The sequence below is a fragment of the Nitrospira defluvii genome (assembly GCF_905220995.1).
GTDB classification, from domain to species: Bacteria; Nitrospirota; Nitrospiria; order Nitrospirales; family Nitrospiraceae; genus Nitrospira_A; species Nitrospira_A defluvii_C.
Genome location: NZ_CAJNBJ010000001.1, coordinates 307264 through 327322, shown reverse-complemented (window position 1 = coordinate 327322; position 20059 = coordinate 307264). Strand labels below are relative to the sequence as shown.

At 60.0% G+C, this 20059-nt stretch carries 17 protein-coding genes; 11 read left to right on the top strand and 6 right to left on the bottom strand.

Features of this window, described 5'->3' with window-relative positions; genetic code table 11:
- Positions 1–4 precede the first annotated feature (4 nt).
- The 3 genes from KJA79_RS01645 to KJA79_RS01635 are packed head-to-tail and all read right to left on the bottom strand — an operon-like array spanning position 5 to position 1752.
- A complete protein-coding gene (locus KJA79_RS01645; protein ID WP_213040257.1) occupies positions 5–667 on the bottom strand; it encodes a hypothetical protein in 663 nt (220 codons plus the stop codon).
- An 18-nt stretch (positions 668–685) separates the two neighbouring features.
- On the bottom strand, positions 686–1135 hold the full coding sequence (locus tag KJA79_RS01640; protein ID WP_213040256.1) for an HIT family protein: 450 nt from the start codon (positions 1133–1135) through the stop codon (positions 686–688).
- The gene (locus tag KJA79_RS01635) at positions 1132–1752 is read right to left on the bottom strand and encodes a hypothetical protein (protein WP_213040255.1); all 621 of its coding nucleotides are present in this window, start codon (positions 1750–1752) and stop codon (positions 1132–1134) included. Before KJA79_RS01635 ends, KJA79_RS01640 begins: the two co-directional genes overlap by 4 nt.
- Before the next feature lie 161 nt (positions 1753–1913).
- Here KJA79_RS01635 and KJA79_RS01630 point away from each other — a divergent pair, with 161 nt between their 5' ends.
- The 9 genes from KJA79_RS01630 (at position 1914) to KJA79_RS01590 (ending at position 11283) form a co-directional block, all read left to right on the top strand.
- Positions 1914–2801, top strand: coding sequence for an HD domain-containing protein (locus tag KJA79_RS01630; RefSeq protein ID WP_213040254.1), 888 nt, complete (start codon positions 1914–1916; stop codon positions 2799–2801).
- On the top strand, positions 2791–3213 hold the full coding sequence (locus tag KJA79_RS01625) for a secondary thiamine-phosphate synthase enzyme YjbQ (RefSeq protein WP_246507358.1): 423 nt from the start codon (positions 2791–2793) through the stop codon (positions 3211–3213). The genes KJA79_RS01630 and KJA79_RS01625 overlap by 11 nt, the downstream gene beginning before the upstream one ends.
- A gap of 30 nt (positions 3214–3243) precedes the next feature.
- Entirely contained in the window at positions 3244–4353 is a 1110-nt protein-coding gene (locus KJA79_RS01620; RefSeq protein WP_213040253.1) for a S1C family serine protease, read from the top strand.
- Positions 4354–4469: 116 nt separating this feature from the next.
- Positions 4470–6221, top strand: coding sequence for an AAA family ATPase (locus KJA79_RS01615; RefSeq protein WP_213040252.1), 1752 nt, complete (start codon positions 4470–4472; stop codon positions 6219–6221).
- A gap of 5 nt (positions 6222–6226) precedes the next feature.
- Positions 6227–7747 (top strand): proteasome accessory factor PafA2 family protein, encoded by a 1521-nt coding sequence (locus tag KJA79_RS01610; RefSeq protein ID WP_213040251.1) that lies wholly within the window; start codon positions 6227–6229, stop codon positions 7745–7747.
- Positions 7748–7749: 2 nt separating this feature from the next.
- Positions 7750–7944: a ubiquitin-like protein UBact gene (locus tag KJA79_RS01605; RefSeq protein WP_213040250.1), complete on the top strand. Its 195-nt coding sequence runs from the start codon at positions 7750–7752 to the stop codon at positions 7942–7944.
- Positions 7945–8080: 136 nt separating this feature from the next.
- Complete coding sequence (locus KJA79_RS01600) at positions 8081–8854, top strand: proteasome subunit alpha (RefSeq protein ID WP_213040249.1); 774 nt, start codon at positions 8081–8083, stop codon at positions 8852–8854.
- Between the two features lie 59 nt (positions 8855–8913).
- Positions 8914–9753 carry a hypothetical protein gene (locus KJA79_RS01595; RefSeq protein ID WP_213040248.1) on the top strand — a complete coding sequence of 280 codons (840 nt, stop codon included), beginning with the start codon at positions 8914–8916 and terminating at the stop codon, positions 9751–9753.
- A 9-nt stretch (positions 9754–9762) separates the two neighbouring features.
- On the top strand, positions 9763–11283 hold the full coding sequence (locus tag KJA79_RS01590) for a proteasome accessory factor PafA2 family protein (RefSeq protein ID WP_213040247.1): 1521 nt from the start codon (positions 9763–9765) through the stop codon (positions 11281–11283).
- A gap of 69 nt (positions 11284–11352) precedes the next feature.
- Here KJA79_RS01590 and KJA79_RS01585 read toward each other — a convergent pair whose 3' ends face one another.
- Together KJA79_RS01585 and KJA79_RS01580 are read right to left on the bottom strand one after the other, a co-directional pair.
- A complete protein-coding gene (locus KJA79_RS01585) occupies positions 11353–12273 on the bottom strand; it encodes a hypothetical protein (protein WP_213040246.1) in 921 nt (306 codons plus the stop codon).
- Complete coding sequence (locus KJA79_RS01580; RefSeq protein ID WP_213040245.1) at positions 12270–12668, bottom strand: hypothetical protein; 399 nt, start codon at positions 12666–12668, stop codon at positions 12270–12272. The genes KJA79_RS01585 and KJA79_RS01580 overlap by 4 nt, the downstream gene beginning before the upstream one ends.
- 573 nt (positions 12669–13241) lie before the next feature.
- Here KJA79_RS01580 and KJA79_RS01575 point away from each other — a divergent pair.
- Complete coding sequence (locus KJA79_RS01575) at positions 13242–15971, top strand: alpha/beta fold hydrolase (RefSeq protein WP_213040244.1); 2730 nt, start codon at positions 13242–13244, stop codon at positions 15969–15971.
- Between the two features lie 33 nt (positions 15972–16004).
- Positions 16005–19013: an ATP-binding protein gene (locus KJA79_RS01570; RefSeq protein ID WP_213040243.1), complete on the top strand. Its 3009-nt coding sequence runs from the start codon at positions 16005–16007 to the stop codon at positions 19011–19013.
- Between the two features lie 108 nt (positions 19014–19121).
- On the opposite strand, the gene KJA79_RS01565 is transcribed toward KJA79_RS01570, so the two are convergent.
- Entirely contained in the window at positions 19122–19949 is an 828-nt protein-coding gene (locus KJA79_RS01565; protein ID WP_213040242.1) for a YheT family hydrolase, read from the bottom strand.
- Positions 19950–20059 lie beyond the last annotated feature (110 nt).

Below are 20059 nucleotides of genomic sequence, written 5' to 3'. Positions count from 1 at the left end.
GGCCTCAGGTCGTGAGCAGCGTGAGGAGCAGGTTCACCGAGGCGAGCAGCACCAACAGGCCCACAACGAGATAGCGCCACCAGGACAGTTGATCCTGAATCGGCATGAATCCCAAACTGACCCCTTCGGCAAGCAGCCAGTTTCGAAACTCCTGAGGGGCGACGAGACTGATCCCGCGCTCCGTGCACGAGGCAATGAATCGATCCACGATGATCCCGCGCAGGGCTTTGCGGATGAGCGTCTCCAGCCAGCGCGGCAGTCGCAGGCGTTCGCCGGTTCGAGTGGCCCATTGCTCAACCAGGGTTTCGTACTCCGCGCGCACGCTGTCGACAGGACGGCCTGTTGCTCCGTCCGCTCGTGCTGCGGCGGGAAGGGTATGCAACCAGGCACGGAGTTGTTGCTCCATTCGTTCGACTGTCTGTTGGGCCGCGTCCAAGAGCCCGGCCAGGATGCCGCCGGCCCCTGCGAGCATGAGCGAGACCGCCGTCAGCGACCAACTGCCCACAAGCGCCCATAGGCCATGCCCTGCCATGGAGGTGCTGGAATACAGCGCGCATCCGCCGACCACGAGGATCGACGCGAGCAGGTGCAGCGGGACGGTTCGGATCACCATCTGCGAAAACGTCCGGGGCGTCGTGGTATCCGGCTTGGGTGCTGGTGCGGACATCGGTGTGCGCGGATCGCCTCAGGCTTGCGGTGGCCTGTCGTCACAGTGTGTCGGCCAGCGCGTTCTCATGCGGTCGATCATGGAGGCCAGGGCATCCCCTTCCAACCGGACCGGTTCATGCGCGATGCGCCAGACCGGTTCGAGTGGGGCCGGGTCCTGACTGAGGCGCGGGATCAGATGCCAATGGATATGGGGCAGCTGATTGCCGAGCAATTCATAGTTGATCTTCACCGCATGCCACTCCTCGGCCAGGAGGGCGGCGACCTGGGCGACTTCTTCGATGAGGCGACTGCGTGCGTCGCGGGAGAGGTGGAAGAGTTCCGTCGCGTGGCGAGTCAAGACGAGCACGGTCCAGCCTGGAAAGAACTGGTCGTCGTGGAGATAGGCCCGCGTGAGGCCGCAGTCGGCGATGAAATGGTCCTGTCTGGGCCAGGTGCCGAGACAGGCTTTGCAGCCGGCGTTGGTCATGGTTGGTGCAGGAGCCGTCCTTCTTCCGCCGTGATCACACCCTTCTTGATCAGTAGTTGGATGAGTTTGTCGGTCGTGGCCTTGTTCGGCGGTGGTTGGGTGGCGGCGGCGCCGGTGGCATTTTTCTGCTTGGGCGGCTCGCGCTTCTGTCCCATCACGCGAAAGGCCGGCGTGAAGACGGCGACATAGTCGCGATTCCGGATGCGGACGGATACGGGCAGGCTCTCGCTGTTCGGGGTGAGGTCCGGCCCGGATCCCTGCGGGACACGGAAGAACGGCTTGCCGTCCTCGGTCGTGCCGTCCTGGCCGATAATCTCCATCCTGGTGAGGAGCGATTCCCCCGTCAAATTCTCACGATCCTGGCCGGCGGTGTTGGTGATGTGGTCCAGCACGACGATGAGGGAGTCGGCCACGAACAGATCGGGAGACACGTTGCGGACCGTGACATCGTACCGATACTCACTCGAAAAGTTGTCGCGGCTGCGCAGGGTGACGAAGGGGGTGACTTTGCCGGTCACATCGACGAGCTGATCGAGCGCGAACGCGGGCGCGATGGTTGCGGCCAACAGCAGATTCGTGCTGCAGGCCAGGATGTGCATGGTCCGACTCATCCGCATGGTTTCCTCCCCTGGTCGATCGGCCTCGGGGCCAGAATAACAAAGCCTCACCGCCAGTGCGAGGAAATCCTCTGCCTGCGCGGCGGTCTGCTTGACACCTTCTTTTGGCGAACGATATTCTGCCGAGCGGTAACGCGTCGACCCCGGTGCCCCACACCTGCATGGCCATATCACGTATCACCCTGCCTCCGTTGCTTGTGCCGCGTACCCTTGCCTCTCAGTTGTTGCGACTCTACGACTATCCGGACCCGCGCCGCCCAGGGCGAATGATCAAGGGCTACGACTGTCCCCATGCGGTGAGAACGGCCCGCATGTGCGCGGCGGTGGCTGAGCGATTGGGTCATCCGCCCGCTCGCGTGAGACAGTATCAGATCGCCTGTCTCCTCCACGATTTGGGACGCGCCGGACTTGACCGGCGTCTCTTCGGTCGGATTTGGTCCTGGGCACGCGCCCATGGCATTCCGACCAGACCGCGTGAATGGAGGGCCGTTCATCCGGACACCGGCTATGGACGTGAAACCGAGGCGTTTGTGGCTCGATATCGGAGAGCCATGGAAGGTGACGGCATCACGCTCGATTCGTGGGCCTGCGAGCAGGTGGAAATGCGGTTGGGTTATGCGCGTAGACTGGCGGCGCGGCTGCGGGCCGTGAAGCCGGTGTTGCGTGAACTCGGGGTGGCCTGGGCGCCGTGGATGGGCCGGGTCATGCTGTATTACTACTATCCTGAAAAGTTGGAAGGCGCGAAGCCCTGGGTGCGTCAGCTGGCGGAAATCCTGGTCGCCTGTGAACAGTTCGAGGCGTACAGCAACCAGCGCCGAGGCCGCGACTATTATGTGCGGCGGCGGGAGGATCTGTCCGAGGCCTTTGCCTACCTGCACAGGTTGCAGCAGGACCAGATCCTCAGCCGGCCGGTGGTGCGGGCGTTGCGCGATCTTGCGGCGGAGGGTGCGTTCGACGCGGTGTTGGCGCAGGCCAGGGGCCGGGCGCTCACCGCGCGTGAGCGAGCCTATTTGCGCCGTACCGATAAGGAGTTACTCGATGGCGGTTAAGTCCGTGTCATTGCGAGTCTCGATGCAGGGCCATTGCCAGGTGGAAAACATTACCGAGCGGGTGCGAGCGGCGCTTAAAGACACGCAGCTGCGCGCGGGTATTCTTACGATCTTCATCAAGCACACGACCGCCTCCGTCCTGATCATCGAGGATGAGCCCGGCATCCGAGCCGATACGAAAGCGATATGGGAACGGTTGATTCCTGCCGATCCCACGTGGCAGCACAATGAGCGAAATGCAGGAGAGGACAACGGGCATAGCCATCTGCGCGGGCAGTTGCAGGGACAGTCCCTCACGGTTCCGTTCAACGACGGAGCCATGGTGTTAGGGACATGGCAGCAAGTGGTGGTGTTGGACTTCGATACCCGCGCGCGGACCAGAGAACTGGTCCTGCAGGTCATTGGTGAATAGATGATGACGAACGCAAGGCGCACAGAGTGGATGACAGGGTGGCGTGCCGGGCGACGGGTGGAGCTGGGTGTGCTCGCCGGCATCGTGGCGAGTCTATGGATGCTACTCGGGTACGTCCGTGCCGGGGAACCGAACGGACTCCTGCTGGCGCAGTCGGTTGCCCCGACCGAGCTTAGTGCGGAGGAGCAGGCCACCATTGCCGTCTTCGACCGGGCGGCTCGATCGGTCGTCTTCATCGCCAATACGGCCATGCAGCGCGATCCCTGGTCGTTCAACGTCTTTGAGGTGCCACAAGGGTCCGGGACAGGCTTCGTCTGGAACCGGCAGGGGCATATCGTGACCAACTATCACGTCATCTATGGGGCTGATTCGATCACGGTGACCTTGGCGGATCGAACAGAAACCAAGGCGAAAGTGATTGGCGCCGATCCGGACCATGACATCGCCGTGCTGCAGATTCAGGCGCCGGAGTCGGCGCTTCAACCGGTTACGATCGGCAGTTCTCAGGCGTTGCGCGTCGGGCAAAAAGTATTAGCGATCGGCAATCCCTTCGGTCTCGACCATACCCTGACCACCGGGGTGGTGAGCGCGTTGGGTCGGACCATCAAATCGATGAGCAACCGGACCATTGAAGGGGTGATCCAGACCGATGCCGCCATCAACCCGGGCAACTCCGGCGGGCCGCTGCTGGACAGCGCCGGACGTTTGATCGGCGTGAACACTCAAATCGTCAGTCCCAGCGGCGCGTTTGCCGGGATCGGGTTTGCGGTGCCGGTCGATACGGTGAATCGCATCGTGCCGGAGCTGATCAAGCATGGCAAACTGATCAGGCCTGGGTTGGGCATTTCCCTGGTTCCCGACGCGATGGCGAGACGTTGGGGCGTCAAGGGCGTGATTATCGGGAAGGTGGGCCGCGGGAGCGCCGCGGAACGTGTGGGGTTGCGCGGTGCGCGGGAAACCATGGGCGGGCGCGTCGAACTCGGCGATATTCTTGTGGCGGTGGACGGCAAGCCGGTGGAGACCGTCGATGATTTGATGGATGAGATGGAGAAACATAAGGTCGGCGACCAGGTCACGATCGAATATGCGCGCGGCAATCGGCGCCTGCAAGCGACGGTGACGCTGCAGGCTGTGAATTGAGGGGCGGGGGTCTCAGCCGGTTTGCTCGCTCGGTAGAAGAGGGTGTGGTCTGTCGCTGGCGTCGCTTCTCAACAACCTGTTAGGATGACCGGAGTTGGACCAGCCGGAGGAAGAGTATGAGTGACCATCGCAATCCGGATCAGCCTGCCGCTGGGGGGCATCAATCGCCGCCCCGTGACGCTTCGGTGTCGGCCGATCCGATCGAACTGATAGACGAATGTTTAGCCGCGTTTCCCGACGGCGATCCCCGCCAAAAGCTGCTCTATAAATTGCGGCATGTGGTGCTGGCGCAATCGGTGACGCACGACCGTCGTGATGGTGAGCTGAAGAAGCTCAATGATGTCGTTGCCAAATTGACGGCGCCTGCCAATCGCGTGGGCCTCCTCGTGGAGTTGCCAGGGGAGGGGGTGGCCCGGATCGTGGTCGGCGGCGCAGAGTATTACGCCAATACCGATCCCCGGCTCTCGGTGGAAGACCTGAAGATCGGCACGCAGATCCTTGTCAACGAGGCCTATACGGTGATCAAGGCGCTCGGGTACGACCGGAATGGGCCGGTGTTGAAAGTCGCCGAGCTCCTGCCGGACGGTCGGATTCGTTTCGAACAGGATACGGGGCGGCAGGCGCTGATTCTGCAGCGCTCCAGCGATTTGCTGGGAGCGGACCTTAAGCCGGGCGATGAGGTGCGGGTTGAGCCGACGCACCGCATTGCGATCGAAAAATTCGAAAACCGGCAGGCACGCGCGCATCTGTTGGATGAAGTGCCGAGCGTGACCTGGGAACAGATCGGCGGCCAGCATCAGGCGATCGAGGCCATTCGTAAAGCGATTGAATATCCGTTGCTGCATGCCGACACGTTTTCGAAGTACCAGTTTACGCAGCCGAAGGGTTTCCTCCTGTACGGGCCGCCGGGATGCGGCAAGACGCTGATCGGGCAGGCGGCGGCGGCCAGCCTGTCGCAGTTGGTGCGGGAGTCGCAGGGGCAGTCCGCTTCTGAGGGTAAGGCCAAGCATCCTCCAGTGACGAGCGGCGCGTTCCTGCACATCAAGGGCCCGGAAATCTTGAATATGTGGCTGGGCGAATCGGAGCGGATCGTGCGCGATCTGTTTGCCAAGGCGCGCACCAGGCGCAAGGAAGGAGCCTTGCCGTTCATTTTTATCGACGAGGCGGAGTCGGTGCTTGGGACCAGACGGTCGATGCGATCGTTCAATATCAATAACACCCTCGTGCCGATGTTTTGTGCCGAAATGGATGGGATTGAATCGCTGCAGGATGTGGTGATCATCCTGGCGTCGAACCGGCCGGATTTGATCGATCCGGCGATCCTGCGGCCTGGCCGCATCGATCGGAAGATCAAGGTAGCGCGCCCGAACCGCGACGCGGCCGTCGAGATTCTGTCGGTCTATCTGACCGCGGCGCTGCCGCTGGATCATGAGTTGCTGAATCGGCACAATCAGGATCACGCCGCCGCTCGCCGTGCGGTCATTGAACAGGTAGTGGATCAGCTCTTCTCCCGTACAGACCAGAATCGCGTGTTATCGATTCGGCTCAGGAACGGGCAGAACAAAGTCCTGTATCGGGGCGATTTGGTCAGCGGCGCGATTCTTTCCTCGATCGTGCAGCGGGCGAAGGAGCAGGCGATCGAGCGAGCGGTCGCGGAGGCAGGCGCTCCATCCGGTGACGGCATCCGCGCTCAGGATCTGCTCGATGCGGTGCAGGAGGAATATCGTGAAGGGGAGATGCTGCCGCCTGATGATGCGGCAGAGGAATGGCTGAAACTGCTGGATCACCATCCGGAGCAAGTGGTCGGCGTGTCGTCCTTCCGGCGCGGCCGGGCTTCGGAAGAGCGGTTGGTGAATCAGATTATCTGACTATTATGCATCTCTTCGGCATTGAAACCGAGTACGGCATCACCAGAGAAGACCTCGACGCGGTGGATCCGGTCGAAGAGTCGATGGAGTTGGTGCGCGCGCATCTGACTGGGACCTTTGAGCGGCGATGGGACTACCGGGGCGAGGATCCGCATGAAGATGCGCGTGGGTTTCGGGTCTCAGGCCTGCAACAGGACAAGGAAGAGGACGACTTTGCCAAGCTGGATGCCCACCGTCCCTACTCGTTTCACGAGATGAAAAGTGACCTGGTGTTGCCGAACGGCGCCCGGTTTTACAACGACCATACCCACCCCGAGTATTCCACTCCGGAATGTCGCACGCTCAAGGATCTACTAGCCCACGATCGGGCCGGCGAGCGCATTGTGCAGCGGGCGGCGGATCACCGCAATCAACAGCTCGGCGGGGCCCATGTGCAGCTCTACAAAAACAATACGGATTTTCACGGCCACAGTTACGGCTGCCATGACAACTATCTCGTGCCGCGCTCGTTGCCCTTTCCTCAACTTGTGCGCGGGCTGATGCCGTTTCTGGTCAGCCGGCAATTGTTGGCCGGGGCCGGGAAAGTCGGGATGGAAGCGCAGGAGTCCGGGCATGTGCCCGGTTCCTTCCAGCTTTCGCAACGGGCCGACTTCATGGAAGCGGAATTGGGGGTGGATACGATGCACAATCGCCCCATCCTCAATACGCGCGACGAGCCCCACGCCGATCGAACCAAGTACCGGCGTCTGCACCTGATCCTCGGCGATGCCAACATGTGTGAATACGCGACCGCTCTCAAGGTCGGCACCACCAGGCTGGTGCTTGATCTGCTCCGGCGTGGCGCGGCTCCGATCGTGGATTTGGAACAGCCGGTGGCGGCGATCAAGCAACTGTCGCGCGATCCAGAACTGAAGGCGACGGTGAGACTCAAGGACGGGCGGGCGTGGTCGGGCTTGGCCATTCAAGAGGAATATTGGAATGCGGCGAGTCGGGTCTGTGGAGGCAGTGATCCCGATGCGGACTGGGTCTTGCGCGAATGGCACGAGACGCTCCGACTGCTGAGACAGGATCGCGCCCAACTGGTCGGCAAGCTGGATTGGGTGACCAAACAGTGGTTATTGGACACGTTCATGCGCGAAGAGCGGTTGACCTGGGAGGATCCATGGCTCGCCAGCTTGGATCTGGAATATCATAATGTGAATCCCGAGCGTGGACTGTTTCTGGGGTTAGAGGCGGAAGGAAAAACCTGGCGCATGACGACCGAGCGCGACATTGCGGAGGCGTCGGCGGCCGGGCCTGCGGATACCCGCGGAGGGTTGCGCGGATTGTGTGTCAGACGGTTTTCGGCAGAGATCAGCGGTATGCAGTGGGAGCGGGTCCAGTTCAGCGGGGGATTGCGGTCGCGCACCTTGGAGATGGGCGACCTGTTTGAGCCGGATGCCGTACGGGCCTGCGCGGCACTGTTGGAATCCGCGGCCTCGACGGCCGACGCCCTGGCTGCCTGGGCGAAACGAAAGGACTCATAGCCATGCGATATATGTTGATGCCGGATCGTCGTGAAGCGCCCGGTGATCCGATGCCGAAATCTCCGACCCCATCGGAGGAAGGCGGGGGGCCGAGACGCCCGGACGCCGGTTCGCCGGATAAGGACAACCTCTTGAAGCGGATGCGCAAGGTGGATCCGAAGCAGGCGGAACGATATCGGCAACGGACGGGAGAGTGAGGCCGGCCACCGAGTCAGGGTTTGTGCTCGCGCAACGCGCGGCCTCGGAAGGCCCTCGTTGGACGCGCGCAGCTAAGCCCTGATCTCTGTGTCCGCCAGAAATGACGGGAGCGAACGAATCGGAAAGGGTAGAGAGATGGGTATGCAGGGGGATTTTTTTCAGCTGTTGAAAGAGCAGGGCTATCAGTTCGGCAATCCGGTGGCGGCGGCCGCCGGCATTGAGGTGCCGACTGCGACGACGATTCTTGCCCTGAAGTATCGTGACGGCGTGTTGGTCGCGGGGGATCGCCGGGCAACTGCCGGCAACATGGTGATGTACGACCGCACCGATAAGGTGCTGGAGATTGATCGGTACAGTGTGATGGCTATCGCGGGCGTTCCAGCCACCGCCTACGAAATGGTGCGTGTGTTGGAACATTCGTTCAAGTACTACCGTCGCACGCAGCTGCAGGAGTTGAGTTTTGAGGGCAAGCTTCGCGCCGTGTCCAAGTTGCTCAAGGAGAATGTGCCTGCCGCGTTGGCGGGCACCGGGGCCGTCGTGCCCGTCTTCGCTGGGTATGACCATGAGCAGGGCGCGGCCAAGATTTATTTCTACGACATTCTCGGCGCCGAGTTTGAAGCGGTGGAGTATGCCGTGTCCGGGTCCGGCTCACCGACGATCCGTGGCATCCTGCACTACCAGAACACCTGGGGCCCGCAGCCACTGGCGGCCTTGCCGGAAGAACAGGCCACGGTTCAGGCGTTACGTTTGCTCTCCAGCGCCGCGGAGTTCGACTCGGCGACGGGCGGGGTCAATCGGGAACTGAACCTGTATCCGGTGGTGAAGTTGATCACCCAGGCCGGTGTCCGTGTCATTGCGGATGGCGATTTGAAACGACTCTACGAACAGGACGTGTTGCGCGTGCGGTAAGCCACGAGGTTCATTCAGCGCGACGGCACCGGCGTGATGATTGATAAAGGTGACATCTGATGTACGAAGAACCCTATCGATGGATCGAGGCGGTCGGCAACCGACGGCACTATCTCGATGAGCAGTTTACGAAAGGCACGCCGGTCGTGGCGTCCGCCTATGCCGACGGTATTCTGATGCTGACGGCGAGCCGTGGCACGCCTAAGCTGTATGAAATCTATGATCGCATTGCCCTTGGCGGCATGGGGCATCCAGCCGATCTGGAGAAGCTGCGGTTCTCCCTGCTGGAGATGGCGCACATCGAGGGATTCAACCGCTCTCCGTCCGATGTGACCGGCGCTCGATTGATGAAGTATGGGCTGGCTCCCGCCATCAAGCAGGCCTTTGAAGAAATCTACAAGGCGCCGTTTATCGTGAAGATTCTTTTGGCTGAGTTGGGGACCAGGCCGGAGCGGGACCTGTTCCTGACCATCAATTACGACGGCACGTTTGAGGAGAGTCGTCGCTGGGCTGCGTTGGGTGCCACCGCCGCCGTCCAGGCGCAGATGGGGCGGTACCTGGATTCGCAACCCGGCTTCGAACAAGTCCCGTTGAGGCAGGCGCTTGAGGCGGCCCTCTGTACTTGGGCCGTCGGTTCTCTGGCGCAAGCTGCCTCTGATACTGCGGAAGGGGAGGAGCCTTCCGGTCCCACGTCGGCGGATAACACTGCGAGTGACGCGTCGACCTTGCCGGACAAGGCCTCGTTGCTGGCCCATGTGCAGCAGATCGCGACCGAGAAATCTTTGGAATGTATTCTGCTTGAGCGTAACGGGCCCGGTTCGTCGAAATACCGCGCGCTCCGTCCCGACGAGTTGGGGGGCTTGTTGCCGTCCGGCATCAGGGCGGGGAGCTCTGCCTGATCGGTTAGTATGTTGAATCGTATCTTCGGACTCGAAACGGAGTATGGCCTCCTGGTGAACCAGGATCGGCCTGAGTACTCCCCCTCGTGGGTGGCCCAACGTATTCGCGATCACATTTTTCGTGTGGATCGGCGTGGGTTGCTCGATCTCCATCATCGCGGTCATGATGAACCGCCCGGCAACGGCGGGTTTTTGACCAATGCCGGACGGCTCTATATCGACATGGGGCATCTGGAATATGCGTCGCCGGAATGCACCACGCTGGCGGATCTGGTGGCCTCGGATCGAGCCGGCGACCGCATCATTCAGCAAGCCATCACCGCCTTGGGTTTGGACGCCACGGTGTCCCTGATCAAGAATAATATCGACCACGAAACCGACGCGACGTTTGGCTCGCATGAAAACTACCTGGTGAGCCGTCAGTTTCCCTTCTCCCGGCGCGGGCTTGGGCCGTTGGTCACCTTCTTGGTCACCAGGCAGATTTTCACCGGCGCCGGGCGGATCGGCTGTGCCAGTGATCCCAATGAGTGGGTGCAGGTCGGCGGGCTCATTTTGCATCGGCCAGGGCTGCGGGATGCCCAAGACCGCTCGATCGTGCCCTTCCAGATCTCCCAACGAGCTGATTACATCGTAAACGACTTCTTCGAATGGGTACAGCACAACCGGGCGATTGTGAACACGCGAGATGAGCCGTTGGCCGACCCCAATCAGTATCGACGCATTCACCTCCTGTGCGGCGATTCGAACATGGCCGAGTACGCCACGGCGTTGAAGATGGGGACCACGGGATTGGTGTTGCAACTGATCGAAGCCGGGCAGGCGCCACGCGGACTCGGGATCAGTGAGCCGGTCGAGGCGTTGCAGGACATTTCACGTGATCCGGAGCGCCGATGGATCGTGCGACTGGAGTCGGGGCAGTCCATCTCTGCCATCGATGTGCAGGAGCAATTTCTTGCCGCGGCGCAACGCCATTGTCGGGGGCAGGACGAAGAAACCGATTGGGTGCTCGCTCAGTGGGAATCGGTGCTGGCCGATCTGCGACGTGGATACGAGACGCTGGTGGGTCGGATCGATTGGGCCTCGAAGTTGTGGTTGCTGGACACCTATCGGGACGCGGAGCAGGTCGCCTGGGATGATCCCATGTTGAAGAGTCTCGATCTTGAATACCACAATCTGCATCCGGAGCGGGGGCTCTGCTACGGGCTTGAGGAGGAGGGGCGCGCGCCACGGTTGACGACTGAGAAGGTTGTCCAACTTGCGCAGGACCATCCGCCTCGAAACACCCGCGCGTTCGGCCGCGGGGAGTTGGTCCGTCATCTCTTGGCCGGCGGCGGGGCCGAACCGGAACAGGAGCCCCCGCATGAATACGACGACCACGCGTCGTACGACTACATTATTAACTGGTCGAATTTTAGGCTGCGGGGTGCCGTGCCCTTCTTTATGGCCGATCCGTTCAGGACCTATGTGCAGGATGTCCGCAGCCATCTCGCCGAGAGGTCAGTGTTGCCGGACCCACACGATGCTGGTTGAGCGGCAGCTGAATCTTTTGGGATGGGCGTCTCTGCGTTCCGCACGGAAGCGAGAGCGATGTTCCCCGCCTTACCTCTTGAGACCGACCCGTTCCATCGCCCCCTTGGATACATCAAACGCAAACCGCAGTTGCACGGCATAATACTTTTGAACGAGCCCGGATTGATCGAGCGGCCGGTCTTCTTCCCGGTAGAAGGACAGCTCCGTGTCCTTCCAACGCACGGCAATGCCGACGATCCAGTCGAGTTCCGATGGGTTTAGGGTATTGCTCGCTTCCCGGTCGGTAAAGAGGTTCGTGTCGGCATAGAGCACGAGCTTGTTCTTGTATAGATCCAGGTCGGCATGGGCAACGTAGCGGAACAGGGCACGACCGGTGTTGTTCGGGCGGGCAAAGTACTGACTGTTGTGAAATAGCCAGCCGGCTCCGGCGTAGGCCGTGAGGTTCTGATTGGGAAAGGTTCGACGCCACCAGGTGGAATCCTGGGTGGCCTGAAAGCGCGCGGTCACCAGCGCGTCCGCATACGCCTGCTTGAGGCCGCGGCGGTCGAGGGGGGCATCGCGCTCGTATTGCAGGCGCCAGTTGAACCGGTCGATGACACCCGTGAAGGCAAAGGTGGCATCCCATTCCGACAGCGTGATCCAGCCGCTGGTGCGGTCCGAGAAAAAGTTCTGATCCGTGTAAAACGTGAGGTATTGTTTGTAGAGATCAGTTTCGAGATGCAGCATGTGGCGCATTCCCACGAGGCCCGTATTGTCCGGCCTGGCGGCAAAGGTGGGGTTTTTGACGAAGGCGCCCGTCAGCAAGTATCCGCCGAAGAGCGTTTCCTCTTCCTCCCTGGCTTCGTGTTCCGGTTCGTCCATGGATGGGAGCGGTCGCCCATATTTTTCGAGCCCATGGGCAGGTTGTGGCCCGTACGTCGGGAACGGGAGGCAGCAGGACAAGAGCACCAACCAGAGAAGCCGCCCCCCCTTGTGTTGAAGTCGCATCATTCGGGGCAGTTGGCGAAGATTTCTTCGCAATCGTTTGAGGCATCCACAGAACTCGGCACGAAGCGGTAGCGAACCTGGTCGACTCGTTGATTCTGCAGAATGACGGTAGCCCAGCAGCCATGATGCACGGTCGGACGGCTGCTCTTCGAGCCCACCATGGACTCTTCCAAGAGCGGCGCTTCCTTGTAGTATCGGAGAGTAGTGAGTGTCCCCTCCTCTCGCTCCTGCAGCGGAGTTCCCGCACAGGCCACCACCTCGTGTTTTGACTTTCCCCGGAGCCCTTGTTGGTGGGGAAACCCATCGGTGACCGGCAGGGCGCGTTGGCAGCTGAACTGGAGGCCGGTAAGCAGGAGGATCACGAGCGTCGCATGACGCCTGAAGTGTGAAGGCCGCATGATGATGTGCATAAGGTAGAGGTCAGGCACAGTGGGTAGCATAACCACACGGTCAAAGCAACCAGCGTGGGTTCCTGCTGCAGGCGGCGGGACTCACCGGTCTTTCACCATGAACTCAGCAGGAATTGGCGGGAGATGAGACGACCGATGTGCCGACATGTGTGTCAGGATCGTGACACACGTCAGTGGGCTGACTGGCTGAGATGGTGCGAACGGCGCGAAAGCCGAGAACGCTACGGACGGTCGGCCCTATAGGGAACAACTAGGTTATTTGTAGTAGCCCGCCAAACTTTTTCCGTCAGATGAGTTGACAAATATGTCTAATTCCCTAGAATAACCTTCGAATCTACGCCACTTTGAGTGGTCGCTGTGTGCCTACACTGAGGCTGTGCGTGCCGCTTACCCTCCCCCGTTTCGATTGCTCGACATCACCCTGTCTCTCTGGAATCGTTCGTGCGCTTGCAAGAGTCCAGCCTCGCCCGGAGCTCAATGCGTAAACGGGCGACGATGATCACTCAGCCTGCATCACCAGGCGATGGATGGACCAGCGTTCAATCTTTCCGGGGAGGATGTATGTCGAATCAGGTCGCGACGCGCAATTTAAAACAAGTTGTGATCGGCCCTTGCGGGCCTGAGGATAGCCAAATCGCTTCGGCCCCTGAGAGGAAAAAAACGAGTGAGGCCTGGTCGCTCTCCATCGCTGAGCGGCGTGCTTCTCGCCGTCTGACGCTTCGTGTGCTGACCCAGCTTCGATTCCAAGGACAGATGTGGAAGGGGACGACGAGGAGCATCAGCCTCGGTGGACTCTCGATGGAGTTTGCCTCGGAGATTCCCGCAATGCTCAATCAGCAGATGATGCTGAGCCTCGGCCGGGAAGCCGCCGGGGTCGAGAGTGTGGGCATGGTCTGCGGTATCCGCGCGTCCGAAGATGCGCTCGGGTTGGGGAGGGTGCAGGCCACGATGACCTTGGCCATCCAGTTTGTTCATCTGAGCGCCGCCGACGAGCAGGTGTTGGCGGCATTACTGAGCGAGGGGCATACCGGGATAAAGGAACTTCGTGTGACCGCAGTATTGGTTGCCCAGGAGCAGGAGGAGGCCTTGATCGAAGCCGGCGCGTCCACCGCACCGATCGCTCCGGCTCGCTTGGCGCTTGTGCGGGGGGCTGAGTGTCCTCGCCACGAACGGCGACGTCAACCACGGGTGGTCGTCGGATTGAGCACGGAGGTCAGTCTCAGAAATCAAGCGGGGGGGCGATTCTGTTCCGAGGCATTGACGACGGATCTCACATCGAATGGCGCCTGTGTCCGTCTCTCGGTCGACGAGGATGTGCTTGGCTCTGAGCTTGAACTGCGGTGGACATCAGCCAGCGCTCCTCAGGGCATGTCCGGGGATGTCATGCCGTCCGGGCTCTGTTCGGTGGTGGGTGAGGTAGTCTGGACGAAGCCTGGTTCGGCCGATGCGCGTCCGGGGTGTGTTCCAGTGGCAGAGCGGACCGTGTTGGCGGGAGTGCGGTTTCTTCCGGTTGCGAAGGAGGCCGAAGATGTCATCGAACATCTACTGGCGCAGGTCCCGGCCGGAGGCGTGGAGTCTCGATCGGAAGGTCCCTCCGTCATCAGTGAGTTTTCGGAATGTGCCCGGCCTTCAGGCGACCGAATCGTGCTGTGCCATGACCGTTCGCGCACGGCCTCGGTCGACGATGCGCCAATTGTGATCTTGGCTCCCGGATATGGGGAGAGCAAACGCGACTATGTGCCGCTGGCGTATTACCTCGCGGGCAACGGCTTTCATGTCGTGCGATATGACAATGTCAATCATGTTGGGGAGAGTGACGGCCTGGTCACGCAATTCCGTCTTGAAGACATGGAGACCGATTTGGAGACCGTGCTCGACCATGTGGCCGGTCAATGGCCTGGTCGCCCCATCGGTCTTGTGGCCACCAGCCTCGCCGGACGCGTGGCTCTCAAGGTGACGGGGCGTGTCCCCCACGTGCGCTTACTGATGTTGATCAACGGCATTATGGATGTCCGGCATACGTTGCAGGCGGTCCACCAAGAGGATCTGATCGGTGAGCATCTAGCGGGTGTGCGCAAGGGCGTGGTGAATATTCTTGGGCTGACGATCGATGCCGATCGTTGGCTTGAACATGCGGTTCAGGCCGGGTATGCGGATTTATCCACGACACAGTCCGATGCCGAGCGTCTGCACACCCCGGTGGTGTTATTCCATGCCGAGCAGGATGCCTGGGTTGATCCGGCGTCCATCGCTTCCGTGGCTGAGGCGATTGGTCCGAACCTGCGCCACTCCTTTGAAGTCCCCGGTGCCTTGCATCGACTCCAGGAAAGTCCGCGAAAGGCTCGGACGGTGTATCGCCAAATCGCCGTCTGCTGTCAGCAGGAGTTGTGGCCGGAGCGGCGTCAGGAACGGATCGTGGAGCCCTCACATCGCGAGATCGGGGCGCAGAATCGGACTGAACGTGAGCGGAGCAAGACGCGCCGGCCGATGAGAAAATCCGACCACGTGGCTTTCTGGCAGGACTATCTGCAAAATTTTCAGACTATCCCGAACGTGGCCGACTTCTGGCGGCTGATGGATCATCTCTATCGTTTAATGGGCGATTGTCACCAGGGGGAACGGATTCTGGATGCGGGCTGCGGGAACGGCAACTTCGGCGTGTTCCTTCTGCTCAATGAGGCGTTCCGGCAGCGATATGCCCGTCGGGGGAATTTCCGTTCCCCTGATTACGTGGGACTCGATTTTGTGCCGGCGGCGTTGGCACAGGCCACGGTCAACTTCGAGCAAGTCGGATCAACGCTGCAGGGACAGTTCTACGAAGGGCTGCGGGCCTATGTGCCGATGTCGATGCGCCTGTGCCAAGCGGACCTGGAACATCCGCTGCCGTTTCCCGACCAGTCCTTTGACCGTGTCGTGTGCAACCTCGTGCTCGGGTATGTGCGTGATCCGTTGTCGACGCTTCGGGAATATCTGCGCGTGTTGGCTCCTCACGGACGGCTGGTAATTTCCAATCTCAAACCCTATGCCGACCTTTCGGCCATCTATCGAAATTTCGTGGATACGGCACAGACGCCGGATCAAATCGAGGAAGGCCGTCGTCTCCTTGATAATTCTGGTAGAATCAAGGAACGCGAAGGCGAAGGCACGTTTCATTTCCACTACCAGGCTGAATTCGAAGGACTCTTACGCGCTGCGGGTGTGTCCCGCCCGCGTGTATATTCCACGTTCGGGAATCAAGCGCTCATTGCCGTGGCCGACAAGGGTCTGGCCAATGTCACGATTGCTGCATGATGACGCGACTCGGGCCATGCCAGAGTACCTGATATGAAAGTGCTCGCATTCAGCGCGTTGGTGAATGCGCTGGCTGCGACAGGCCTCGGACTGTTTGTCTATTTCCGGGATCCTGCCGCAGCCCGCAACCGCATCTACGGGCTGTACTGTCTGAGCATTGCCTTCTGGAGCATCTTCTACTGCGGCTGGCAGCTCACCGAGTCGAAAGATCTTGCGGTCATCCTGTTGCGCCTGGTGATGGCGGGCGCGTCCCTCATTCCTGTCCTGTATTTCCACCACACGGTCACCTTTCTCGATATTACGGCACGTCATGCTCGAGCGTTGAAGCTCGGTTATGCCCTGGCCGGATTCTTTCTGCTGGCGGATACGACGCCCTGGTTTGTCGCGGGCGTGCGTCCCGCGATGTCCTTCTCCTTCTGGCCGGTGCCGGGACCGTTTTTTCACCCGTTTCTGCTGTATTTCCTCTGGTATGTCGTTTACGCCACCTCGCTGGTCGGCGTGGCCTTGCGGGATGCCAACGGAATCCGGCGTCATCAGTACGCGTACATGCTGGTGGCCAGTGTCATCGGATACGCGGGCGGTGCGACGAATTTCCCCCTCTGGTACGGGATTCCGCTCTTGCCGTACGGTACGGTGCTGATCACGGTCTACACCGCGTTGATGGCCTATACGATTGTTCGGTATCGCCTGATGAACATCAGTGTGGTGCTGAACAAGGGCCTCGGGTATGCCATCGTGTTGGCGATCATCGTCGTGGCGACGTCGATCGGGGCCATCCTCAGCAATCGTGCCACGGGGCAATCCACCCCCCCACTGTTGGCCGGGACATTATTTCTGATTTGTGCTTTTTGGGTCCTGAGCAACAATCCTCGTTCTTCTTCCAATACGGTCTTCAGTGCAGTGTGTGGTGCGGCCTGCCTGTGGTTGTTCGGCTGTTTTATGCTGTTCTCGGCGTCACGCGAGGATGAGGCGCTGTTCTGGGTGCGGGTGATCTATACAGGAGTCGTGTTTCTGCCCGCCTTGACCTATCACTTCGCGCAGCGACTCGCCTGGGGGGCGGTGCAGGATCGATTCATTCTCTGGAACTATCTGGTCGGCGCGCTGTTCTGGGGCCTGCTGTTCACGCCGTATCTGGTAGAAGGCCAGTATATCTATCAGTGGGGGCGCTACCCAAAGGCCGGCTTCCTCCACCCATGGCTGGTGGCCTATGTGGTCACGGGGGGCGGTCTCTCTGCCTACCGACTGTATCAAGGCTACCGCTTCCATCTCGCCTCTACCCCGCTCCTTGGCGCGCAACTCAAATATACCTTCGTCGCCGTTGCATTGGGATTCCTCGCCTCGCTGGATTTTCTTCAGAATTACGGCGTGAATTTCTATCCGGTCGGCTATCTGCTGGCGGGGCTGTCCGTGACGGTTGTGGCGTACGCGATTGCTCGATACGAACTGATGGACATCTCGTTCGTTCCGAGCCGCCCCAAGGTCATGTTGTCGATCAAACTGATGGGGCTGATTCCGGCCTACATGATGATTCTGCTGGTGATTCGAATTTTTACCGGCACGTTTCACTATTTACTCGCGGGTGTGCTGTTCGGATTGTTTGTGATTGTCTCCAGCGGCTTGGCGAACCTCCAGAAAGGTGTGGAGCGCGCGATCGGGCAAACCCTCTTTCGGGAACGGTACGACGCCTACGATACGCTGGTGCAGTTTTCCAGGTCTCTCGTGGCGATTCTGGAACTGAAGTCGCTCACGAAGGAACTGGTGCAAACGCTCGCCCGTGTCATGAACATCAAGACCGCGTCGGTGTATGTGCTTGATAACGAGCAAGGTGTCTACAGTCTGACCGCGTCCTATGGGTTTGTGACTCGCAATGTCATTGTGCCTCCCATCAAGATGGAGAGTGAATTTCCGCGAGTGTTGCTTCGAACGGAGACGGCACTGGTCCGGGAAGAAATCGAATATGACAAAGCCGATACCGATCACTTGGGACTGTTGGATACCTTGAAGGGGCTGGAATCTGAGGTGTGTATTCCCCTGGTCAGCAAGGAACGGCTCGTCGGATTCTGCAATTTGGGGCGCCGCGCGAATCATGGAATGTATTCCACCGAGGAACTGGCGCTGCTCAAGACGCTGGCACAACATGCCGCCATTGCGATCGACAACGCCTTGTTGTACGAGGACCTCCGGCGTTCACAATTGCTGATGCGCCGAACCGATCGGCTACGATCGCTGGAAACGATGGCCGGGGGGTTCGCCCATGAAATTCGAAACCCGTTGACCTCGATTAAGACATTCGTGCAATTGGCACCGGATCGACGGGATGACGTGGAGTTTATGGAACAATTCAGTCAGGTGGTGTGTGAAGACGTGGAGCGGATTGAGCGATTGGTGCATGAAATTCTGGATTATGCCCGCTACATGACGCCGAAGCTGACACAGGAGAATCTCAATGACGTCGTGTCCTCCTGTCTGTATTTTATCGAGGTAAAGGCCAGCAGCAAAGCCATTACGATTCAGAAAGAGCTCGAGGCCGACCTGCCGTATGTCAAGCTGGACCGGCAGCAAATCAAACAGGTGTTGCTGAACTTGTTCATTAACGCCATGGAAGCGATCGGCAGTGAGCAGGGTGGCCGACTGTCAGTGCGGACGAGGAGGTTGGTCAAGCCGGTGAACGAGCCCTGGGTGCAGATCGAAGTAGAAGACAGCGGGCCTGGGATCGAGCCGCAGGATCTCGATCACATCTTTGATCCCTTTTACACGACCAAACATGAGAGCGGCGAACGTGAGGGGACCGGCCTTGGCCTGACCATTGCCCATCAAATTGTGCAAGAGCATGGTGGTTACGTGGAGGTGCTGAGTGAACTAGGGCATGGAACGAAGTTCATGGTGAACCTCCCCGTGAACCCGCCTTTAGCTGAGTGGCAGGCCGCACAACCGGCGTATGATGATGGCCGAAAGCTGGCGGGATCATTCCTGGCCAGGCCTCACCTGGGGCTTGATGAACAATTTGGCAAGCCTGGCCCGACTGTCAAGGCCAGAACCTGAAAGGACCGGCTCGTTTCCGATACCTGATGCGGTGCGCCTCGTAATGTTGATGATAGCATCACGTCCGATTGAAAGTGGCGGCCAAGCTCACTTTCTGTGCCGAGCAGTTTAGCGGCGCAGGCCCAGCCACTCGACAATTCTATTTTCCGCCCAAAACCGATCTTCATCCTGGGTGTGTTTTTGGAAAAACCCACAATGCCCGCCGAACCGGAGCATGGCAGTCGTCACGTATTTGTTGCCGCTGATGGCAGGCGTGTCGAACATGGAGGCCGGTATGAACGGGTCATCCTGGGCGGAAATGATCAGGGTGGGAACTGCGATGTTGTGCAAGACGTGACGCGCCCCTGCGCGATCGTAGTAATCGGCAGCATCCCGATAGCCCCCATCGCGAGCCGTGTACAACTCATCGAATTGCGAGATGGTTTTGATCTGCTGCAGCGCGGAGATATCCCATCGTCCAGGAAACAGCGCTGCCTTGCGACGCAAGCGTGCTTTGAGGCTGGTAAGGAAGTGTAAATGATAAAGCCAGTTCCTGGGTGTTTCTAGGGCTGCCACGCATTGCGTAGGATCGATATTGGGGCTTACAGCCACGACTCCGGCCAACGCTGATTCGGATCGTCCAATTTCCCCCGCCGCCTTGAGGAGCAGATTGCCGCCCATTGAATATCCTACGAGCCAGATACGGTGCAGGCGATCCGTGTCTGTCAATTCTCGAACGATGGCCAAGTAGTCGGCGCTTAACCCGCTGTTGTAGAGCGTCGGCGTCAGGTGATCGGTTCCGCCACATGTGCGTTGGTTCATGCGAACCACGTTAAATCCTGCCCGGAACGCTTTGGCGGCCATGCCGCGCATGTAGTGTGACTCCGCGGAGCCCTCCAAGCCGTGAACCAACAAGACCGTTGATGTCGCAGGGGGATCGACTTGCCAGTGACACATTCCGAGAAGCTGGGTGTCCGGCGCAGTGGTGAACAAGCGTGTGATTTGCGGAAGGCCTTGCTTCCAGTGAGGTCGAGGCCAGTACCGAGGCATCAACGTCATCAAGTGAG